General features: G+C 72.2%; 19 protein-coding genes. 11 read left to right on the top strand and 8 right to left on the bottom strand.

Features of this window, described 5'->3' with window-relative positions:
• Window positions 1–246 precede the first annotated feature (246 nt).
• A complete protein-coding gene (locus tag ACFY3N_RS27520; RefSeq protein WP_390819429.1) occupies window positions 247–696 on the top strand; it encodes a peptidoglycan-binding protein in 450 nt (149 codons plus the stop codon).
• Window positions 697–765: 69 nt separating this feature from the next.
• Here the strand turns inward: ACFY3N_RS27520 and argS are convergent, their stop codons facing one another.
• Window positions 766–2514 carry an arginine--tRNA ligase gene (gene argS / locus ACFY3N_RS27515; protein ID WP_390819428.1) on the bottom strand — a complete coding sequence of 583 codons (1749 nt, stop codon included), beginning with the start codon at window positions 2512–2514 and terminating at the stop codon, window positions 766–768.
• A 205-nt stretch (window positions 2515–2719) separates the two neighbouring features.
• Between argS and lysS the strand changes: the two genes are divergently transcribed.
• Complete coding sequence (lysS, locus tag ACFY3N_RS27510) at window positions 2720–4462, top strand: lysine--tRNA ligase (protein WP_390819427.1); 1743 nt, start codon at window positions 2720–2722, stop codon at window positions 4460–4462.
• Between the two features lie 65 nt (window positions 4463–4527).
• On the opposite strand, the gene ACFY3N_RS27505 is transcribed toward lysS, so the two are convergent.
• The 3 genes from ACFY3N_RS27505 to ACFY3N_RS27495 all read right to left on the bottom strand — a co-directional run bounded on the left by ACFY3N_RS27505 (window position 4528) and on the right by ACFY3N_RS27495 (window position 7759).
• Window positions 4528–5859: a DUF2637 domain-containing protein gene (locus ACFY3N_RS27505; protein WP_390819426.1), complete on the bottom strand. Its 1332-nt coding sequence runs from the start codon at window positions 5857–5859 to the stop codon at window positions 4528–4530.
• Window positions 5860–5949: 90 nt separating this feature from the next.
• Window positions 5950–6822: a DUF3558 family protein gene (locus ACFY3N_RS27500; protein WP_390819425.1), complete on the bottom strand. Its 873-nt coding sequence runs from the start codon at window positions 6820–6822 to the stop codon at window positions 5950–5952.
• 130 nt (window positions 6823–6952) lie between these two features.
• Complete coding sequence (locus ACFY3N_RS27495; RefSeq protein ID WP_390819424.1) at window positions 6953–7759, bottom strand: DUF3558 domain-containing protein; 807 nt, start codon at window positions 7757–7759, stop codon at window positions 6953–6955.
• Between the two features lie 216 nt (window positions 7760–7975).
• On the opposite strand from ACFY3N_RS27495, the gene ACFY3N_RS27490 reads away from it, so the two are divergent.
• The gene (locus tag ACFY3N_RS27490; protein ID WP_390819423.1) at window positions 7976–9169 is read left to right on the top strand and encodes an RtcB family protein; all 1194 of its coding nucleotides are present in this window, start codon (window positions 7976–7978) and stop codon (window positions 9167–9169) included.
• A 43-nt stretch (window positions 9170–9212) separates the two neighbouring features.
• Here the strand turns inward: ACFY3N_RS27490 and ACFY3N_RS27485 are convergent, their stop codons facing one another.
• Both ACFY3N_RS27485 and ACFY3N_RS27480 read right to left on the bottom strand, forming a co-directional pair.
• Window positions 9213–9446, bottom strand: a complete 234-nt coding sequence (locus tag ACFY3N_RS27485; RefSeq protein WP_390819475.1) for a hypothetical protein — start codon at window positions 9444–9446, stop codon at window positions 9213–9215.
• Entirely contained in the window at window positions 9350–10126 is a 777-nt protein-coding gene (locus tag ACFY3N_RS27480; RefSeq protein ID WP_390819422.1) for an SDR family NAD(P)-dependent oxidoreductase, read from the bottom strand. Before ACFY3N_RS27480 ends, ACFY3N_RS27485 begins: the two co-directional genes overlap by 97 nt.
• Before the next feature lie 108 nt (window positions 10127–10234).
• Here ACFY3N_RS27480 and ACFY3N_RS27475 point away from each other — a divergent pair, with 108 nt between their 5' ends.
• Window positions 10235–10669 (top strand): ester cyclase, encoded by a 435-nt coding sequence (locus ACFY3N_RS27475; protein WP_390819421.1) that lies wholly within the window; start codon window positions 10235–10237, stop codon window positions 10667–10669.
• A 6-nt stretch (window positions 10670–10675) separates the two neighbouring features.
• On the opposite strand, the gene ACFY3N_RS27470 is transcribed toward ACFY3N_RS27475, so the two are convergent.
• A complete protein-coding gene (locus tag ACFY3N_RS27470) occupies window positions 10676–11011 on the bottom strand; it encodes a YnfA family protein (protein WP_390819420.1) in 336 nt (111 codons plus the stop codon).
• A 96-nt stretch (window positions 11012–11107) separates the two neighbouring features.
• Here ACFY3N_RS27470 and ACFY3N_RS27465 point away from each other — a divergent pair, with 96 nt between their 5' ends.
• The 6 genes from ACFY3N_RS27465 to ACFY3N_RS27440 all read left to right on the top strand — a co-directional run bounded on the left by ACFY3N_RS27465 (window position 11108) and on the right by ACFY3N_RS27440 (window position 16772).
• Window positions 11108–11608: a MarR family winged helix-turn-helix transcriptional regulator gene (locus ACFY3N_RS27465; RefSeq protein ID WP_390819419.1), complete on the top strand. Its 501-nt coding sequence runs from the start codon at window positions 11108–11110 to the stop codon at window positions 11606–11608.
• 267 nt (window positions 11609–11875) lie between these two features.
• A complete protein-coding gene (locus tag ACFY3N_RS27460; protein WP_390819418.1) occupies window positions 11876–12970 on the top strand; it encodes an LLM class flavin-dependent oxidoreductase in 1095 nt (364 codons plus the stop codon).
• Window positions 12967–13593 carry an FMN reductase gene (locus ACFY3N_RS27455; RefSeq protein ID WP_390819417.1) on the top strand — a complete coding sequence of 209 codons (627 nt, stop codon included), beginning with the start codon at window positions 12967–12969 and terminating at the stop codon, window positions 13591–13593. The genes ACFY3N_RS27460 and ACFY3N_RS27455 overlap by 4 nt, the downstream gene beginning before the upstream one ends.
• 73 nt (window positions 13594–13666) lie before the next feature.
• Window positions 13667–14386 (top strand): response regulator transcription factor, encoded by a 720-nt coding sequence (locus tag ACFY3N_RS27450; RefSeq protein ID WP_390819416.1) that lies wholly within the window; start codon window positions 13667–13669, stop codon window positions 14384–14386.
• Window positions 14387–15817, top strand: a complete 1431-nt coding sequence (locus ACFY3N_RS27445; RefSeq protein ID WP_390819415.1) for an ATP-binding protein — start codon at window positions 14387–14389, stop codon at window positions 15815–15817.
• 289 nt (window positions 15818–16106) lie between these two features.
• Entirely contained in the window at window positions 16107–16772 is a 666-nt protein-coding gene (locus ACFY3N_RS27440; protein WP_390819414.1) for a maleylpyruvate isomerase family mycothiol-dependent enzyme, read from the top strand.
• Between the two features lie 47 nt (window positions 16773–16819).
• Here the strand turns inward: ACFY3N_RS27440 and ACFY3N_RS27435 are convergent, their stop codons facing one another.
• The gene (locus ACFY3N_RS27435) at window positions 16820–17701 is read right to left on the bottom strand and encodes an NAD(P)-dependent oxidoreductase (RefSeq protein ID WP_390819413.1); all 882 of its coding nucleotides are present in this window, start codon (window positions 17699–17701) and stop codon (window positions 16820–16822) included.
• 96 nt (window positions 17702–17797) lie between these two features.
• Between ACFY3N_RS27435 and ACFY3N_RS27430 the strand changes: the two genes are divergently transcribed.
• Entirely contained in the window at window positions 17798–18172 is a 375-nt protein-coding gene (locus ACFY3N_RS27430) for a winged helix-turn-helix transcriptional regulator (RefSeq protein WP_390819412.1), read from the top strand.
• Window positions 18173–18461: the final 289 nt, after the last annotated feature.

Genomic DNA, 18461 nt, shown 5'->3' with positions numbered 1-18461 from the left:
CTGCAACAGCATCCACGGTCCACCGGGACGGGAGGTTCCCGTACCCGTACCGAATCGGCCACCGCCCGCCGCACCCGTCCCGCGGCACCGTCCCGGCGGCCCGTGTCACCGCAGGTCACGGCCTGGGACGTCCCAGGGTGACGTCACTTCTGAGGCAACTGTGGCGCGTGCCGGTCCGGGTCCTCCAGTCTCGATGGCGAGCCGGCCGGTGCGGCCGGCACCGTTCATCCGACAGGGGGAAACACCATGCGAGCCACGACGAAGGCCTTCGTCGGTCTCACGACCGCCGTGGGGATCGCCGCCGGAAGCCTGGCGGCAGCGGGCACCAGCATCGCGGCACCCGCCCAGGACACCCGTACCGTCGCGGCCGCCGAGGTCGCGCCGCTCGCGGTGAACAACCTCGGCCTGAGCACGACCCGGGCCAAGTACTGGCAGTGCTGGCTCCGCGACACCGGTTACAACCCCGGAGCCATCGACGGACAGCTGGGCACCGACAGCTGGAAGGCCGCGCAGAGGAAGTTCAACGACCTGGGCTACAACGCCGGCACCGTCGACGGAGTCGTCGGGACCAACACGATCAAGGCACTGCAGCGCTACCTGAACCTCTTCGACTACGGGCTCGCCGTCGACGGGGTCGCCGGATCGCAGACCAAGGCCGCGTTCTCGGACTTCAACAGCGTCAACTACTGCGCCTGAGCCGGACGACGCCGCGGCCCGTCCTCCCATCGGGGGAGAGGACGGGCCGCGCGGGGTGGGTACGGGTGCTCAGAGGCGCTCGGGCGTCCGGATGCCCAGCAGGGCCATGCCCCGGTGGAGCGTGCGGGCCGTGAGGTCGCAGAGGAAGAGGCGGTTGGCCACCTGCTCCGGCGAATCGGCCTTCAGCACCGGGCACTTGTCGTAGAACGACGTGTACAGCGACGCCAACTGGTACAGGTACGCGGCCAGCTTGTGCGGGGCGTACTCCGCGGCCGCCTCGAAGACCGTGTCCCCGAACGCGTCCAGGTGCAGGCCCAGCGCGCGCTCCGCCCCGTGCAGGCCCAGCTCCGGGTGGGCCGCGGGGCGGACCTCGCCGGCCTTGCGGAGGATGGACCGGATACGGGCGTAGGCGTACTGGAGGTACACGCTGGTGTCGCCGTTGAGCGAGACCATCTGGTCCAGGTCGAACTTGTAGTCGCGGCTCGGCGACGTCGACAGGTCCGCGTACTTCACGGCTCCGATGCCGACCTGCGCGGCCCGCTCCCGGATCTCGTCCTCGGTGAGGTCCCGCGCCTTCTCCCGCACGACCTCCGCGGCCCGCTGCACCGCCTCGTCCAGCAGGTCCTCCAGGCGTACGGTCTCGCCCGCACGCGTCTTGAAGGGCTTGCCGTCCGCGCCGAGCACCGTGCCGTAGCCCATGTTGTGCGCGGTGACGCCGTCGTTCAGCCAGCCGGCCCGGCGGGCCGTCTCGAAGACCATCCGGAAGTGGAGCGACTGGCGCACGTCGACGACGTACAGCAGCGTGGTCGCGTGCAGGTCGACGACACGGTTGCGGATCGCGGTCAGGTCGGAGGCCGCGTAGCCGAAGCCGCCGTCGGCCTTCTGCACGATCAGCGGGACCGGCTGGTCGTCCTTGCCGCGGATCTCGTCGAAGAACACCACGAGCGCGCCCTCGGAGCGCACCGCGACGCCCATCTCCTCCAGGAGGCGGGCGGTCTCGGGCATGCCCTCGTTGTACGCGGACTCGCCGACGATCTCCTCGTCGCGGATCTCCATGTCGAGCTTCTCGAAGACGGAGTAGAAGTAGACCTTCGACTCGTCCACGAACTGCTGCCACAGTTCGAGCGTCTCCTTGTCACCGGACTGGAGGGCGACGACCCGCTTACGGGCCCGCTCCTTGAACTCCTCGTCCGAGTCGAAGAGCGCACGCGACGCCTTGTACACGCGGTTCAGGTTGCTCATGGCCTGCTCGCCGTCGACGTCGGCCGCGGGGGCCAGCTCGCCGGGGTGCTCGAACAGGTACTGGATGAGCATGCCGAACTGGGTGCCCCAGTCGCCGATGTGGTGCCGGCCGATCGTCTTCTCGCCGGTGAAGTCGAGCATGGCGCGCAGGGCGTCGCCGATGACCGCCGACCGCAGGTGACCGACGTGCATCTCCTTCGCCACGTTCGGCTGGGCGTAGTCGACGACCGTGACGCCCGCGTCCTCCTTCAGCGGCACGCCGAGGCGCTCGCCGTCCGCGAGCCGCGCGGCGAGGTTCGCGGTGATCGCCCGGTCGGCGACGGTGATGTTGAGGAAGCCGGGGCCGGAGACCTCGACGTCCTCGATCAGGTCGCCGGTGGTGATGCGCGAGACGACCTCGGCCGCCAGCTCCCGCGGGTTCGCCTTCGCCTTCTTGGCCAGCGCGAGGATGCCGTTGGCCTGGAAGTCCGCCCGGTCGCTACGTCGCAGCAGCGGGTCCGCCTCCGGCTGGGTGGCCGAGAGGGCGGACGTGAGCTGCCGGTTGACGAGATCGGTGAGCGATGTGACCGAGGCCATAGGGGTGGGTGCCGTTCTCCTCGTGGGTTCAGATAGACACGGTCAGTATCCCACGGGGGGTGAAGCGGTTTTCTCGCCGCGCACCGGCACGGCCCGCGCCACCCGGGGCGCCGGTGAAAAGGTGTTTTCGCCGTTGCCGCCGTTGCTGGGAGAATGGAGCGGTCAGCCGTGCGACCGTACCGGCTGCCCGAGCAGAAAGAAGGACGTGCCGATCGTGGCTCAGAGCACCGAGACCACCGACTGGGTCTCCCGTTTCGCGGATGAGGTCATCGAGGAGTCGGAGCGTCGGGCCCCGGGCAAACCTGTGGTCGTCGCGTCCGGGCTGTCGCCCTCCGGCCCGATCCACCTGGGCAACCTCCGCGAGGTCATGACCCCCCACCTCGTCGCCGACGAGATCCGCCGCCGCGGCCACCGGGTCCGGCACCTGATCTCCTGGGACGACTACGACCGGTACCGCAAGGTCCCGGCCGGCGTCCCCGGCGTCGACGAGTCGTGGTCCGAGCACATCGGCAAGCCGCTGACCTCCGTCCCCGCCCCCAAGGGCTCCGCGCACCCGAACTGGGCCGAGCACTTCAAGGCCGCCATGGTCGAGTCGCTGGCCGAGCTGGGCGTGGAGTTCGACGGCATCAGCCAGACCGAGCAGTACACCTCCGGCGTCTACCGCGAGCAGATCCTGCACGCCATGAGGCACCGCGCCGACATCGACGCGATCCTCGCCCAGTACCGCACCAAGAAGGCCCCCGCGAAGAAGCAGCAGCAGAAGCCGGTCGACGAGGCCGAACTGGAGGCCGCCGAGGGCTCCGGCGCCGCCGCCGAGGACGACGGCGGCTCCGGCGCCGCCGGGTACTTCCCGTACAAGCCGTACTGCGGCAACTGCGAGAAGGACCTGACGACGGTCACCGCGTACGACGACGACTCCACCGAGCTGACCTACGCCTGCACCGCGTGCGGCTTCTCGGAGACCGTCCGGCTGAGCGAGTTCAACCGCGGCAAGCTGGTCTGGAAGGTCGACTGGCCCATGCGGTGGGCGTACGAGGGCGTGATCTTCGAGCCGAGCGGCGTCGACCACTCCTCGCCCGGCTCCTCCTTCCAGGTGGGCGGGCAGATCGTCGGCATCTTCGGCGGCGAGCAGCCGATCGGGCCGATGTACGCCTTCGTCGGCATCAGCGGCATGGCGAAGATGTCCTCCTCCAAGGGCGGGGTGCCGACCCCGGCCGACGCGCTCCAGATCATGGAGCCGCAGCTGCTGCGCTGGCTCTACGCCCGGCGCCGCCCCAACCAGTCCTTCAAGATCGCCTTCGACCAGGAGATCCAGCGCCTCTACGACGAGTGGGACCGGCTCGACGCCAAGGTCGCCGACGGCAGCGCCCTGCCCGCCGACGCCGCCGCGCACTCCCGCGCGGTGCGCACCGCGAGCGGTGAGCTGCCGAGGACGCCCAGGCCGCTGCCGTACCGCACGCTCGCCTCGGTGGCCGACATCACCGCCGGTCACGAGGACCAGGCCCTGCGCATCCTCAGCGAACTGGACCCGTCCGACCCGTTGGCCACCCTGGACGAGGCCCGGCCGCGGTACGGCAGGGCCGAGGCGTGGATCAACACCCACGTCCCCGCCGACCAGCGCACCATCGTCCGCGCGGAACCCGACGCCGAGCTGCTGAAGTCGCTCGACGAGCAGGGCAGGCAGTCGCTGCGGCTGCTGCTCGACGGCCTCGCCGACAACTGGTCGCTGGACGGGCTCACCCACCTCGTCTACGGCGTGCCCAAGGTCCAGGCGGGCTTCTCCGCCGACGCCACGCCCAAGGAGCTGCCGGCGGAGATCAAGACCGCCCAGCGGTCCTTCTTCGCCCTGCTGTACCACCTGCTGGTCGGGCGGGACACGGGACCGCGGCTGCCCACGCTGCTGCTGGCCGTGGGGCAGGAGCGGGTGCGGGCGCTGCTCGGGGAGTAGGCGGAAGCACGACGACAGGGGGCGCCCGGTACCTGCCGGGCGCCCCCTGTCGTCGTGTGCGCGCCTTACGCGATGTGGTCCTCCTCCAGCTCCGCCGTGTGGCGCTGCTGGAAGCGTTCGGCGAGGGTCTTCAGCTCGCTCGGGTTCAGCGTCGTGCCGTAGGTCGCCTGGATGTTGTCACCGAGGACCCGGGGCGTCGGGTAGCTGCCGTCTATCGACTGACGGAACACCTGGTAGTACGCCTCCTCGTCCGGATCGGAGGCGGCGGCGCCGCCCTCGCCCAGCTCGCGGGTGCGGCCGCCGGGGACCACCGGGATGGGGAAGCTGCCGGTCTCCTCCGGAGAGGGCTCCTGGAGCGGCGGCTCCTCCTGGTACTGGTCCTGGTACTGCTCGGCCTGCCGCTGTTCCGCGTACCAGCGGGCGTACTCCTCGTCCGGGTCGTACGTGGGGTCGTAGCCGCCGTGGTACTCGACGGTCTGCGGGTCACGGGCGTGCAGCCACGGGTTGCCCGTGGTGTCCTCCTGGGGCTCGGGGTCCCGGTTGCCCTCGAGTTCCAGGCGCTGCTCACCCGCAGGCGCCTGAACGGCCTGGGGGGCACCCCCCTCGCCCACCCGTGCCGCCCCGGCGGCACGACCGCCCGCGACCGCGTCGGCGCGGTCGGCCGCGACCACCTCCGGGGCGCCGGGGGCCGGGGGGAGCAGCGCCGGCTCTATGCCCGCCGCCGCCAGGCCCGCCGGGGCCGTGTCGGCCAGGGGGACGCCGTACTTGGCGAGGCGCAGCGGCATCAGGGACTCGACCGGGGCCTTGCGCCGCCAGGAACGCCCGAAGCGGGAGCGCAGGCGGGCCTGGTAGACCAGGCGCTCCTGCTCCAGCTTGATCACCTGCTCGTAGGAGCGCAGCTCCCACAGCTTCATCCGGCGCCACAGCAGGAACGTCGGCACCGGCGACAGCATCCAGCGGGTGAGGCGGACGCCCTCCATGTGCTTGTCGGCGGTGATGTCCGCCATGCGCCCGATCGCGTGCCGGGCCGCCTCCACCGAGACCACGAACAGCACCGGGATCACCCCGTGCATGCCCACGCCGAGCGGATCGGGCCAGGCCGCCGCGCCGTTGAACGCGATCGTCGCCGCCGTCAGCAGCCACGCCGTCTGCCGCAGCAGCGGGAACGGGATGCGGATCCAGGTCAGCAGCAGGTCCAGGGCCAGCAGGACGCAGATGCCGGCGTCGATGCCGATCGGGAAGACGTAACTGAAGTTCCCGAAGCCCTTCTGCAGGGCCAGCTCACGGACGGCCGCGTACGAACCCGCGAAGCCGATCCCGGCGATGATCACGGCACCGAAGACGACCACGCCGATGAGAACCCGGTGCATCCGTGTCAGCTGCAGTGGCGCGGCCACCCGTACTCCCCTCCCAGTGCGTGTTGTTGCGCGCAACAGAGTGGCACATGTGTGCGGAGGACGGGCGGCCGGTTCTCGTTCAGGGCCGGTTCAGCTCTTGCTCGACGCCTTCGAAGCGGACTTCGAGGCGGACGGGGAAGCGGACTTCGAGGCCGACCCGGACGCCGACTTCGAGGGGGAACCGGAGGCCGACCCGGACGGCGCGGCATCCGTGCCGTTCGCCTTCGTCACCGAGGCCACCGCCTCCTTCGCCGCCTTCTGCGCGTCCTTCATCAGGTCGTCGGCGTCCGGCGTCCTGTCACCGGCGAGACCGGCGCCGTTGTAGTCGAGGGTGACCACCACGTTCTCGACGCGCGCCACGACCGTCTGCTGCTTGAAGGCGCCCTCCTTCTTCTTCAGGTCGTAGCGCACCGCCGTCGCCTCGTCACCGGTCCCGCCGACCGGCTCCGACTTGCTGCCCTTCGCGCCCTCGGCCGACTGGGCCTCCCGCACCTGCTTGTCGTAGTACTCCTGGGCGAGCTCGTCGCCCGGACCACGGGTGGTGTCCGAGTCGAAGCGCAGCAGCGACACGTTCAGCCAGCGGAACTGCGAGCCCTTCACACCGTTGTTGTCCAGGCTGCTCCAGGAGCAGCTGCCCCGGGTGGAGACGTCGTCCGAGGAACCCTCCTTGCCCGACTTCGCCTTCGGCACCAGGTCGTCCAGGGTCTTCTCGGACAACACCGCGCACGGCTCCGGGAGCCGCTGGTACGCCGCCGCCTGCACCGTCGGGGACGGGCTCGCGGACTGCGAGGCGGACGCGGAGGCGGCCTTGTCCTCACCGTCGCCGGAGCCGGAGTCCGAGGAGCAGCCGGCGGCGACCAGCATCACGGGGACGGCTGCCGCGCAGACAAGGACGCGGGTAAGGCGCTTCGCTCGCTCGGGCTGCTCTCGCTGTGCTCGTCGCTGCATGGTTCCTTCACTCATGACGCTCGTGTTCCCTGCGGTTTCCCTGCGGTCAAAACGGGGTCCGAGGGGTCACGGTACGCGGTGAGCCACCCGTGCGGCCCTCCTTCGCGTGCTTCGCGCGCAGGGGCGAAGGGGCCGCGGACCGTGCTCAGCCGCCCAGCGAACCGGCCAGCTCGGAGGCGAGTTTCCGTGCCCTGTCCTGCAATTCCTTGCTGTCCGGCACGACGCCGACGGTCATCGGCTGCTCCGCGTACTCGACGGTCACGATCACGTTGGACGTGCGGAACGCCACAGTCACCGTGCGCTGCTCGGCGGTCGAACCGGAGCTGCTCAGCTCGTCGTCGAGGAACGCCTCGTCGCCCAGGTCCTCCAGGAGGCGGGGCTGGAGGTCGGAGGGGGCGACGGACGGCGAGGCACCGGCGGACGACCCGGACGAAGCGGACGAACTCGGCTCCGTGGAAGGGTCGCTGGACGGAGCACCGGTCTCCGTGGTCGTCACCGTCGGCTCCGGGAGATGTGCCGCCTCCCGCCTGGTCGCGAAGAGTTCCCCGGCCTGGGCGTCGTCGCTGACGGCGTTGTCGTAGGAGACGACCCGCTCGAAGTCGACCAGCAGGTGGTCGGTCGCCGCCGCCGACTCCACCTTCCAACGGCAGCCCACCTTGCGGTCGGTGTCGTACGTGAGGGTCGCCTCGCCCGCGTACGCCTTCTCGCGCTGCGCCTCGTCGGTCATCTCCCCGATGCCGGGCAGGAGTTGGTCGAGCGTGGTGTCCTCGACCACGCCGCAGGGCTCGGGGAGCGTGGCGTACCTGCCGGGCTGGGCGGCCTGGGCGGTCGTACCGGCGCTTCCCGGGTTGGAGTTGTCCGACTGGCCGCCGTCGTCCGGGCTGCCGGTGCAGCCGGCCAGGACGGCCGCCAGGAGCGCGGCGACGCCGGATACGTACGCCTTCCGCTGCACGGTCGGGCTCCTCTCGACGGTGGGTGCGGGCCGGTGCCCGCCGGGTCTCCCCAGTGTCCCCGCTGGTTAATCGCTTGCCGCACGGGGGCGCCCCCGGCAGACAATGTGTATCGCACGCACTGCCGTGGACGCCGGTCCGTCATCCCTTTCCGCCGACCTTGGCGCCGGTTTTGCGATTCGATACTTCTGTTGGCTTTGTGGGGGAACGAGGGCGTTATGTCGTACGTGGAACTGCCGGGTGCGAAGGTGCCGATCCGGATGTGGACGGATCCGGCGACGGTGGAGGAGGGCGCCCTCCAGCAACTGCGCAACGTCGCCACCCTCCCGTGGATCAAGGGCCTGGCCGTCATGCCGGACGTGCACTACGGCAAGGGCGCGACGGTCGGATCGGTGATCGCGATGCGGGGCGCGGTGTGCCCGGCGGCGGTGGGCGTCGACATCGGCTGCGGCATGTCGGCGGTGAGGACGTCCCTGACGGCGAACGACCTGCCCGGCGATCTGTCGCGGCTGCGGTCGAAGATCGAGCAGGCGATCCCGGTCGGGCGGGGCATGCACGACGACCCGGTCGACCCGTCCCGCTTCCACGCCTTCGCGACCGGCGGCTGGGACGACTTCTGGGGCCGGTTCGGCGGAGTGGCGGATGCGGTCAAATTCCGTCAGGAACGTGCCACTAAGCAGATGGGAACGCTCGGATCCGGCAACCATTTTATCGAGGTCTGCACGGATACGACTGGTTCTGTCTGGCTGATGCTGCACTCCGGTTCCCGGAACATCGGCAAGGAACTCGCCGAGCACCACATCGGCATCGCTCAGAAGCTCCCGCACAACCAGAACCTGGTCGACCGCGACCTCGCCGTCTTCGTCGCGGACACCCCGCAGATGGCGGCGTACCGCAACGACCTCTTCTGGGCGCAGGAGTACGCGAAGTACAACCGCTCGATCATGATGGCGCTCCTGAAGGACGTGGTCCGCAAGGAGTTCAAGAAGGCCAAGCCGGTCTTCGAGCCGGAGATCAGCGCGCACCACAACTACGTGGCCGAGGAGCGCTACGACGGCATGGACCTGCTGGTGACCCGCAAGGGAGCCATCCGCGCGGGTTCCGGCGAGTACGGGATCATCCCGGGTTCCATGGGCACGGGTTCGTACATCGTCAAGGGCCTCGGGAACGCCGAGTCCTTCAACTCGGCGTCGCACGGCGCCGGTCGGCGGATGAGCCGCAACGCGGCGAAGCGGCGCTTCTCGACGAAGGACCTGGAGGAGCAGACGCGGGGCGTGGAGTGCCGCAAGGACTCCGGCGTCGTGGACGAGATCCCGGGTGCGTACAAGCCGATCGAGCAGGTCATCGACCAGCAGCGGGACCTCGTCGAGGTCGTCGCGAAGCTGAAGCAGGTCGTCTGCGTGAAGGGCTGACGCGGCGGGGCGACGAGGAGGGCGGGCCCCTGCGAGGGGCCCGCTACTTCGCGTGCGTCACCGCGTAGATCATGACGAAGGCCACGATGTGGATGCCGAAGAGGAAGTAGCCGAGGTAGTACCAGACGTAGCGTTCGCGCTTCTTCTCCAGGGCCAGGCGGCGCTGTTCGCTGTCGGGCATCAGGGCTCCCGGTGCACCTTGGTGTTGGAGGCCTGGGCGCGGGGGCGGACGATCATCAGGTCGATGTTGACGTGGGACGGGCGGGTGACCGCCCAGGTGATGGTGTCGGCCACGTCGTCGGCCGTGAGGGGGTCGGCGACGCCCTGGTAGACCTTGGCGGCCTTCTCCGTGTCGCCGTTGAAGCGGGTGAGGGCGAACTCGTCGGTCTTGACCATGCCGGGCGCGATCTCGATGACGCGCACCGGGCGGCCGACGATCTCCAGGCGCAGGGTCTCGGCGAGGACGTGCGCGCCGTGCTTGGCGGCGACGTAGCCCGCGCCGCCCTCGTAGGTGGCGTGGCCGGCGGTGGAGGAGACGACGACGACCGTGCCGTCGCCGCTCGCGTCCAGCTTGGGCAGCAGCGCCTGGGTGAGGTTGAGGGTGCCGAGGACGTTCGTCTCGTACATCGTGCGCCACTGGTCCGGGTCGCCGGTGGCGACCGGGTCGGCGCCGAGCGCGCCGCCGGCGTTGTTGACGAGGACGCCGACGGTTTTGAAGGCGGTGGCGAACTCGTCGACGGCGGCGCGGTCGGTGACGTCGAGCGGGTAGGCCGTCGCCGCGTGGCCGGCCGCGGTGAGTTCCCCGGCGAGCGCCTCGATGCGGTCCTTGCGGCGGGCGGTGAGGACGACGCGGTAGCCGGCCTCGGCGAGCCGGCGGGCCGTGGCGGCGCCGATCCCGCTGCTCGCGCCCGTGACGACGGCGATGCGGGACGCGGCGGGCGGTACGGCGGTGGCCATGGGCTGCTCCTCGGGCGTGCTGGGCGCGGTCGGGACTCGCGCGGCCAGCATAGGCGGGGGGCCGGTGGGACAATGGGACGGGTGGTCCTCCGGGGCAGGAGGCGGATCATGGGTGAGGCGCGTGAGGTCATGGACCGGCTCACGGCGGCGGTCACCACGGACCTGGACATGGACGCCGTGGCGGAGCTGTACGCGCGGGACGTGGTCGCCTGGGTGCCCGAGGCGGGGGAGCTGCACGGGCGGGACGAGATCGTCGCGTACTGGCGTCGGATGACGACGGCCGTGCCCGGGGCCCGGTACGAGCCGCTGCACGCGTTCGAGGTGGGCAGCGCCGCGATCGACGAGGGGTACTTCAGCGGCCGGAACACCGGGCCGTTGCGGGTGCCGGACGGGCGGTCCGTGCCGGCGACCGGGAAGGAGGTCAGGATCCGAGGGGCGGACGTCGCCGTCGTCGAGGACGGCAGGATCGTCAGCCACCGGCTCTACTTCGACCGGCTGGCCTTCCTGGAGCAGCTGGGGCTGTTTCCCGGGACGGCGGCCTGAGGCCCGTCAGCCGTTGCGCGGCGCCCACATGATCACGGCCATTCCGGCGAGGCAGACCAGCGCGCCGGTGATGTCCCAGCGGTCCGGGCGGTAGCCGTCGGCGACCGCGCCCCACAGGATCGAGCCGGCGACGAAGATCCCGCCGTACGCGGCGAGGACGCGGCCGAAGTGGGCGTCGGGCTGGAAGGTGGCGACGAAGCCGTAGGCGCCGAGGGCGAGGACACCGCCGGCCGCCCACAGCAGGCCGCGGTGTTCCCGTACGCCCTGCCAGACCAGCCAGGCACCGCCGATCTCCAGTACGGCGGCGAGGACGAAGAGGGCGGCGGAGCGGAGGATCGGCATGCGTGCAGCTTCGCATCCGGGTACATCACCTGATGGACGGCGTCCGGTACGGGCCGGGGGTGGGGACACATCCGAAGGAGCGGAGAGGAGCTGCGCATGCCGGAGACCGCGCGGGCGGGGCTGCTGGCGGAGCTGGCCGTGGTGTCCCGGCGGTACATGGCGGCCCACGCCCTGTTCAACCAGGCGCTCGCCGACCACCTGGGCCTGCACCCCACCGATCTGCAGTGCCTGAGCCTGCTGACGCTGGAGGGCGGCCCGGTGACCACGGGACGGGTGGCGGAGCTGACGGGGCTGACGACCGGCTCGGCGACGCGGCTGGTGGACCGGCTGGAGCGGGCGGGGTACGTGGTGCGGGAGCGGGACGCGGGGGACCGGCGGCTGGTGCTGGTGGCGGTGGTGCCGGAGCGGGCCGCCGAGTTCGGGCGGGTGTGGGAGCGCCTCGGCGGCGACTGGTTCGCGCTCTTCGACGACCTGGACGACTCCGAGCTCGCCCTGTTCATCGATCACATGAGGCGTACGACGGAGTTCAGCGCGGAGCAGGCGGCCCGGCTGCGGTCGGGGGATGCCCCGGACGGCCGGCCGGTCTCGGCGCCGTAGCGGCCTCGGGCCCGGTGGGCCTCGTCGGTGTGGGCCTCCGTACGGTCCTGCACGGCGGCCGGGGCAGGCCGGGGCCTTCGCCGGGCGGGGTGGGTGACGTGGGCGGGGCGCACGGGCGGGGTGGGTGACGTGGGCGGGGTGCGGGGGCGGCCGGCGCCGGCGCCGTGGGCGTCCGTGCGGGGTGTTCCGGGAGGGGGGAATAGGAGGGGGCGGGGAGCCGTTCCAGGGGTATAGTTGAACCGTCAACAACTTGGAGGGTGAGCGGCCATGCAGTTCGGGATCTTCAGCGTCGGGGATGTCACGCCCGACCCGACCACGGGGCGTACGCCGACCGAGCGCGAGCGCATCAAGGCCATGGTCGCCATCGCGCTGAAGGCCGAGGAGGTGGGCCTGGACGTCTTCGCGACCGGCGAGCACCACAACCCGCCGTTCGTGCCGTCCTCGCCGACCACCATGCTCGGCTACATCGCCGCCCGCACCGAGCGGCTGGTCCTCTCCACCTCCACCACCCTGATCACCACCAACGACCCGGTGAAGATCGCCGAGGACTTCGCGATGCTCCAGCACCTGGCCGACGGCCGGGTGGACCTGATGATGGGGCGCGGGAACACCGGCCCGGTCTACCCCTGGTTCGGGCAGGACATCCGCCAGGGCATCAACCTGGCGGTGGAGAACTACGCCCTGCTGCACCGGCTGTGGCGCGAGGACGTCGTCGACTGGGAGGGGAAGTTCCGTACCCCGCTGCAGGGCTTCACCTCCACGCCCCGCCCGCTGGACGGCGTGCCGCCGTTCGTCTGGCACGGCTCGATCCGCTCGCCGGAGATCGCCGAGCAGGCCGCGTACTACGGCGACGGCTTCTTCCACAACAACATCTTCTGGCCGGCCGACCACACCAAGCGCATGGTCGAGCTGTACCGGACCCGGTACGCCCACTACGGGCACGGCACCCCCGAGCAGGCCGTCGTCGGCCTCGGCGGGCAGGTGTTCATGCGGAAGAACAGCCAGGACGCGGTGCGCGAGTTCCGCCCCTACTTCGACGTCGCCCCGGTCTACGGGCACGGCCCGTCGCTGGAGGAGTTCACCGAGCAGACCCCGCTGACCGTGGGCTCCCCGCAGCAGGTCATCGAGAAGACGCTGTCCTTCCGCGAGTACGCCGGTGACTACCAGCGCCAGCTGTTCCTGATGGACCACGCGGGCCTGCCGCTGAAGACCGTCCTCGAGCAGCTCGACCTGCTCGGCGAGGAGGTCGTTCCGGTGCTGCGCCGGGAGTTCGCCAAGAACCGTCCGGCCGGTGTGCCGGACGCGCCCACCCACAGCTCGCTGCTGGCCGGAGCCAGGGCGAAGGAAGGAGCACGGGCATGAGGCTCGTCGTCGTCTCGGCGGGACTGGGCGTCCCGTCCTCCACCCGGCTGCTCGGCGACCGCCTGGCGGCGGTCGCCGCCCCGGCCGCGACCGCCCCGGAGCCCGGCCCGGCCGACGTCCGGGTGATCGAGCTGCGCGAACTCGCCGTGGAGATCGCGCACACCTTCACCAACGGCTTCCCGGGCCGTGCGCTGGCCGACGCGTTCGACGCGGTGGCCGGGGCCGACGGGCTGATCGTGGTCACGCCGGTGTTCTCGGCCTCGTACAGCGGGCTGTTCAAGTCGTTCTTCGACGCGCTGAGCGCCGGCGACCCCGAGGCCCTCGCCGGGAAGCCGGTGCTGATCGCGGCGACCGGCGGCACCGCGCGGCACTCCCTCGTCCTCGACCACGCGCTGCGGCCGCTCTTCTCCCACCTCAAGGCCGTCGTCGTCCCCACCGGGGTCTACGCCGCCTCCGAGGACTGGGGCGCCGAGGGCCTGAACGGCCGCGTCGAGCGCGCGGCCGGGGAACTGGCGGCGCTGATGGCCGGGCTGTCCACCGCCCGTCCGCTGTCCGTGCGGGACTCCTTCGAGGAGGTCACCCCGTTCGAGGAGCGGCTCGCCGCGCTGCGGCCCACCGGGTGAGAGCGCGGTAAGAAGCGGCCCCGGCGGACGGCCACCGGGGCCCGCGGACCGCGGCGGTTGGCAGACTGGGGGCGTGCCGCACACCGTTCTCCTCGCCGAAGACGACCGCGCCATCCGCAACGCCCTGGAGCGCGCCCTCACCCTGGAGGGCTACCGGGTCACGGCCGTCGCCGACGGCGTCGAGGCCCTCGCGCAGGCCCACCGCAGCCGGCCCGACGTGCTGGTCCTGGACGTGATGATGCCCGGCATCGACGGGCTCCAGGTGTGCCGGGTGCTGCGCGCCGAGGGCGACCGCACGCCGGTGCTGATGCTGACCGCGCTGGTGGAGACCGCCGACCGGATCGCGGGACTGGACGCGGGCGCCGACGACTACGTCGTCAAGCCGTTCGACGTCGAGGAGGTCTTCGCCCGGCTGCGCGCGCTGCTGCGCCGGGCGGCCCCGGTGGAGCCGGCCCCCGAGCCCGTGGCGGAGCCGGAGCCGGACACCTCCGGCCGGTTCGTGGAGGCGGCCGGGCTGCGGATGGACCCGCAGGCGCGCCGGGCCTGGCGGGGCGGGCGGGAACTGGAGCTGACCCGCACCGAGTTCGAGCTGCTGGAGCTGCTGATCCGCCACGCGGGCATCGTCCTGGAGCACTCCACCATCTACGACCGCATCTGGGGCTACGACTTCGGCCCCGGTTCCAAGAACCTCGCCGTCTACGTCGGCTACCTGCGCCGCAAGCTCGACGAACCCGGCGCGCCGCAGCTGATCCACACCGTGCGCGGGGTGGGTTACGTGCTGCGGGAGGGCTGAGTGTCGTACCGGCGGCCGGCTTCCCGCAGGCGGCTGCGGCTGCTGTCCCTGGGGACCACCTTCGCGGTGGCGTTCGCGGCGGTCACCGCCACCGTCACCGTGCTGGTCGGGATCCTGTCGTACAACGCGGCCGCCCGGCTGGTGCGGGTGGACCAGCAGTCCGTGTTCGACGAGGTCGTGCAGGACCTGCGGGACGAGGTCCGGGAGAACCGGATGTCGCCGATCGACTTCTCCTCCGCCGCGCCCGGCCACGACCTGGTGCGGCCCGCGCGCACCGACGTGCAGGTGCTCGGGCCGGACGGCGGCGTCCTCGACCCCGGCGACCCGGGGCTGCCGGTGGTCGGCGCCGACCGGCGGATCGCGAGCGCCGCGACCGCGGGGCGGGTGGTCGTGCACGCGGGCGTCGACGTCGGTGACGACGTCTACCGGGTGGCGACCGTCGCCCTGGGCGGCGAGCGGGGCGCGGTGCAGGTCGCGCAGGAGTTCAGCGACACCGAGGACCTGCTGCGGGCGCTCCAGCGGCGCACGCTGGTCCTGACGGCGGCGGTGGTGGTCGGCGCCGGGCTGTTCGGCTGGTGGCTGGCCCGGCGCATCACCCGCCGCCTGGTCGTCCTCACCAACACCGCCGAGGCCGTCGCCCGCACCCGCCGGCTCGGCATCCAGGTGCCCGTCGCCGGCTACGACGAGGTGGGGCGCCTCGGCCGCGCCTTCGACCGGATGCTGGGCCGGCTCGCCCAGTCCGAGGAGGATCAGCGCCGGCTGGTCCAGGACGCCGGGCACGAGCTGCGCACGCCGCTCACCTCGCTGCGCACCAACATCTCCCTGCTGCGCCGCATCGACGAACTCCCGCCCGGCACCCGCGAGGAACTGGTCGCCGACCTCACCCAGGAGGCCCGCGAGCTGACCGACCTCGTCAACGAACTCGTCGACCTCGCGGCCGGGCAGTCCGACACCGAGCCGCCGCAGCGGGTCGACCTCGCGGACATCGCCGAGGACGTCGCGGGACACGCCCGGCGCCGCACCGGGCGCGAGATCGTGGTGAGCGCGAGCGGCGACACCACCACCGACGGGCGGCCCGGGATGCTCACGCGGGCGCTGTCCAACCTGGTGGAGAACGCCGTCAAGTTCGACCGGGACGGCCGCGCCCCCGTCGAGATCCGCGTCGCCGGCCCGGCCCGCCCGGGCACGGTACGGGTGGAGGTGCGCGACCGGGGGCCCGGTATCGCCGCCGACGACCTGACCCGCGTCTTCGACCGCTTCTACCGCGCCGCCGACGCGCGTTCCCTGCCGGGGTCGGGGCTCGGTCTCTCCATCGTCCGGGAGGTCGCGCTCGCCCACGGCGGAGCGCCGTACGCCTTTCCCCGCGAGGGCGGCGGGACGGTGACCGGATTCACGGTGGGGGGCGTGGCCGGGCGGCCGGCGGAGGGGTGAGCGGTGCTTCCGGGCGCCGGCCGGGGGACGTCCGGCGCCCGTGCCGCACCCGCCGCCCGGTGCGCGGCCGCACCGGCCCGCCCGTCCTCCCGCCCGGCGAACTGCCCTCCCGCCCGGCGAACTGCCCTCGGCAGGAGTCCGGTCGGGCCCGCGCCGGAGAAAACATCCCCCCGGCGGCGATGACTTCGCTCCGGTGCGGGAGTCTCTATCGGGAACGCCCCCGCCGGACGTGTGCCGTCCGGGCCGGGGCAACGCAGATCACGGTCCTCGACAGGAGTCCAGCCCCCCCATGACTGATCCGGCACTGACAGCAGACCGCAATCGCGAGACCGGGGTCTGGCCCCTGATCCGCGCCGAGCGGGCGGCGCTGGCGGCCGATCTCGCCGCCTTGACGGACGAGCAGTGGGAGACCCCCTCGCTCTGCGCAGGTCTGACGGTGCGTGAGGTGCTGGCGCACCTGACCGCGGGCGCGAGCCTCAACACCGTGCGCTGGCTGGCCGGGGTGATCCGCTGTCGGTTCGACTTCGACAAGCAGGTGGCCGTGCGGCTGGCCGAGCAGCTCGGCGCGACCCCGGGCGAGACCCTCGAGCGTTTCCGGCGCGTCGTCCCGAGCACGACCAAGCCCGCCCTGCCCGCCATCGCCGTGCTGGGCGAGACGATCGTGCACGGGGAGGACATCCGGCGTCCGCTGGGCATCCGCCGCGACCATCCGGTCGAGGTCGTCACGAAGGTGGCCGAGTACTACCGGGGAACGGACCTCGTGGTCGTCGCCAAGGGACGCATCGGCGGCCTGCGGCTCGTGGCGGACGACGGTCCGTTCGCGACCGGTTCCGGTCCCCTCGTGTCCGGCCGCACCCTGGCCCTGATCATGGCCATGACGGGACGGGCGGCGTACTGCGACGATCTCGACGGCGACGGTGTGGAACTCCTCCGCAGCCGCTGCGGGACGGCGTGACACGACGCCGTGGCACCCGGCCCCCGTGAGGAGCGGGGGAACGCCGGTCAGCGCACGAGGAGGTCGACCACGCCCGTCAGGTCCTCCTCGCCGCTGCCCTCGGACAGACGGCGGCGCATCAACGCGAAGTACGGGGCGAGCAGTTCCGGGCTGACGCCCTGTTGCTCGGCGGTGCCCAGGAAGGTCGGCGTGCCGGCCACCTGCATCGCGAGGTTGGAGACGACCCCCTTGGTGTAGTCGCCGCTGCGCAGCTGGTCGGCGGTCTGGTGGACGGCCGGGGCCATCGCGACGAGCCAGTCGGCGAGCAGCGGGGCGAGCGACGTGGGGTCGATGTCCTCCTTGCGGATCAGGGCGAAGGCGTGCGCGGCCCCGGCGAACATCCCGTACATGGCGCTGAGCAGCGCCACGTCGTGGAGCGCCGCGAAGCCCGCGTCCGTGCCGACGTAGGTGGTGCCGGCCGGGACGCGCAGCGTCTCCGCGTGCCGCTCGAACAGCTCCCGCGAGCCGCTGTAGAAGACGTAGCCGCCGGCCTCGGGGACGCCGATCATCGGGGGGACGGCCATGATCCCGCCGTCCAGGTAGCGGGCGCCGCGCCCGTGGGCCCACGCGGCGCGGTCCCGGGCCTCGGCCGGGGTACTGGTGGTCAGGTTGACCAGGTCCCGGCCGGTCAGGTCGGTGCCGGCCAGCGTCTCCCCGACCGAGGCGTCGTCCAGCAGACAGACGACGACCAGCGGGTTCGCCGCGACGGCGGCGGCGGCGCTGTCCGCGACCTGCGCGCCCTCGGCGGCGAGCGGTGCGCAGCGGGCCGGAGTGCGGTTCCAGACGGTGACCGGGTGGCCGGCGGCGAGCCAGGCACGGGCCAGCGCGCTGCCCATCGCGCCGAGGCCCAGCAGGGTGACGGACGTCTTCTCAACGGTGTTCTGTGTCATGCCGACTAGGCTGGAAGCGGGCCCGGAGATGATCAAGTACGCACTTCGGAGTGGGTGGTTACCCCGGGGTGAGCGAGCACGTCGGAGGGGTGGGGCATGACGACGCTGAACCGGCCGGGCGCACCGGACGGACACGTCTGCGGGATCGACACCGCGATGGAGGTGATCGGCGGCAAGTGGAAGGTGCTGGTCCTCTGGGCGCTCCACGAGCACCCCCACCGCCGCTTCGGCGAGCTGCGCCGGCTGCTCCCGGGGATCACCGAGAAGGTGCTCGCCTCCCACCTGCGGGAGATGGAGGCGGACGGCGTGGTGCGTCGCGTCTCCTACGACGAGGTGCCGCCCCGCGTCGAGTACTCGCTGACCGAGGACGGCAGGCGCCTCAACGACGCACTCCGGCCACTGGCCGACTGGGGACGCGAGCGGACGGCCGTCCGGGACCGGGGGAGAAGCGGTTCACCTCTTCCCGGGTGACCCCGGGCGACTCCGGGTGACCCCGGGCGAGGCGGAGACGCGGCACGGTGTCCGGGCCGTGGAGGCACGACCGCAGCGGTCGGGCGGCGCAGCCGCGCGGTGAACACGCGGTGGGTCACGGCTGGCCCCGGTCGGTGTGAAGGGCCGGGCGGGGCAGGCGGCGACGGCCCTGCGGGCGGGCCGGGCCCCGTCCTCCAGCCTGCGCCGTCGCCGGGTGGACGGGCAGGGGCCGTTCGTCCCCGGGCGTGCCCTGCGCGCCCACGGCGGAGGGCACGCCGCGACCGGCCGG

It is taken from the genome of Streptomyces sp. NPDC000348 (genome assembly GCF_042898795.1).
GTDB lineage: Bacteria > Actinomycetota > Actinomycetes > Streptomycetales > Streptomycetaceae > Streptomyces.
The sequence above is the reverse complement of the archived record's forward strand: the minus strand, read 5'-3'. Positions and strand labels throughout refer to the sequence as shown.

Excerpts from the sequence above, each read along its gene's own strand:
- ACFY3N_RS27520 (WP_390819429.1), top strand. The coding sequence starts at position 247 with ATGCGAGCCACGACGAAGGCCTTCGTCGGTCTCACGACCGCCGTGGGG.
- argS (WP_390819428.1), bottom strand. The coding sequence starts at position 2,514 with ATGGCCTCGGTCACATCGCTCACCGATCTCGTCAACCGGCAGCTCACG.
- ACFY3N_RS27500 (WP_390819425.1), bottom strand. The coding sequence starts at position 6,822 with ATGAGTGAAGGAACCATGCAGCGACGAGCACAGCGAGAGCAGCCCGAG.
- ACFY3N_RS27490 (WP_390819423.1), top strand. The coding sequence starts at position 7,976 with ATGTCGTACGTGGAACTGCCGGGTGCGAAGGTGCCGATCCGGATGTGG.
- ACFY3N_RS27480 (WP_390819422.1), bottom strand. The coding sequence starts at position 10,126 with ATGGCCACCGCCGTACCGCCCGCCGCGTCCCGCATCGCCGTCGTCACG.
- ACFY3N_RS27475 (WP_390819421.1), top strand. The coding sequence starts at position 10,235 with ATGGGTGAGGCGCGTGAGGTCATGGACCGGCTCACGGCGGCGGTCACC.
- ACFY3N_RS27470 (WP_390819420.1), bottom strand. The coding sequence starts at position 11,011 with ATGCCGATCCTCCGCTCCGCCGCCCTCTTCGTCCTCGCCGCCGTACTG.
- ACFY3N_RS27465 (WP_390819419.1), top strand. The coding sequence starts at position 11,108 with ATGCCGGAGACCGCGCGGGCGGGGCTGCTGGCGGAGCTGGCCGTGGTG.
- ACFY3N_RS27460 (WP_390819418.1), top strand. The coding sequence starts at position 11,876 with ATGCAGTTCGGGATCTTCAGCGTCGGGGATGTCACGCCCGACCCGACC.
- ACFY3N_RS27455 (WP_390819417.1), top strand. The coding sequence starts at position 12,967 with ATGAGGCTCGTCGTCGTCTCGGCGGGACTGGGCGTCCCGTCCTCCACC.
- ACFY3N_RS27440 (WP_390819414.1), top strand. The coding sequence starts at position 16,107 with ATGACTGATCCGGCACTGACAGCAGACCGCAATCGCGAGACCGGGGTC.
- ACFY3N_RS27435 (WP_390819413.1), bottom strand. The coding sequence starts at position 17,701 with ATGACACAGAACACCGTTGAGAAGACGTCCGTCACCCTGCTGGGCCTC.
- ACFY3N_RS27430 (WP_390819412.1), top strand. The coding sequence starts at position 17,798 with ATGACGACGCTGAACCGGCCGGGCGCACCGGACGGACACGTCTGCGGG.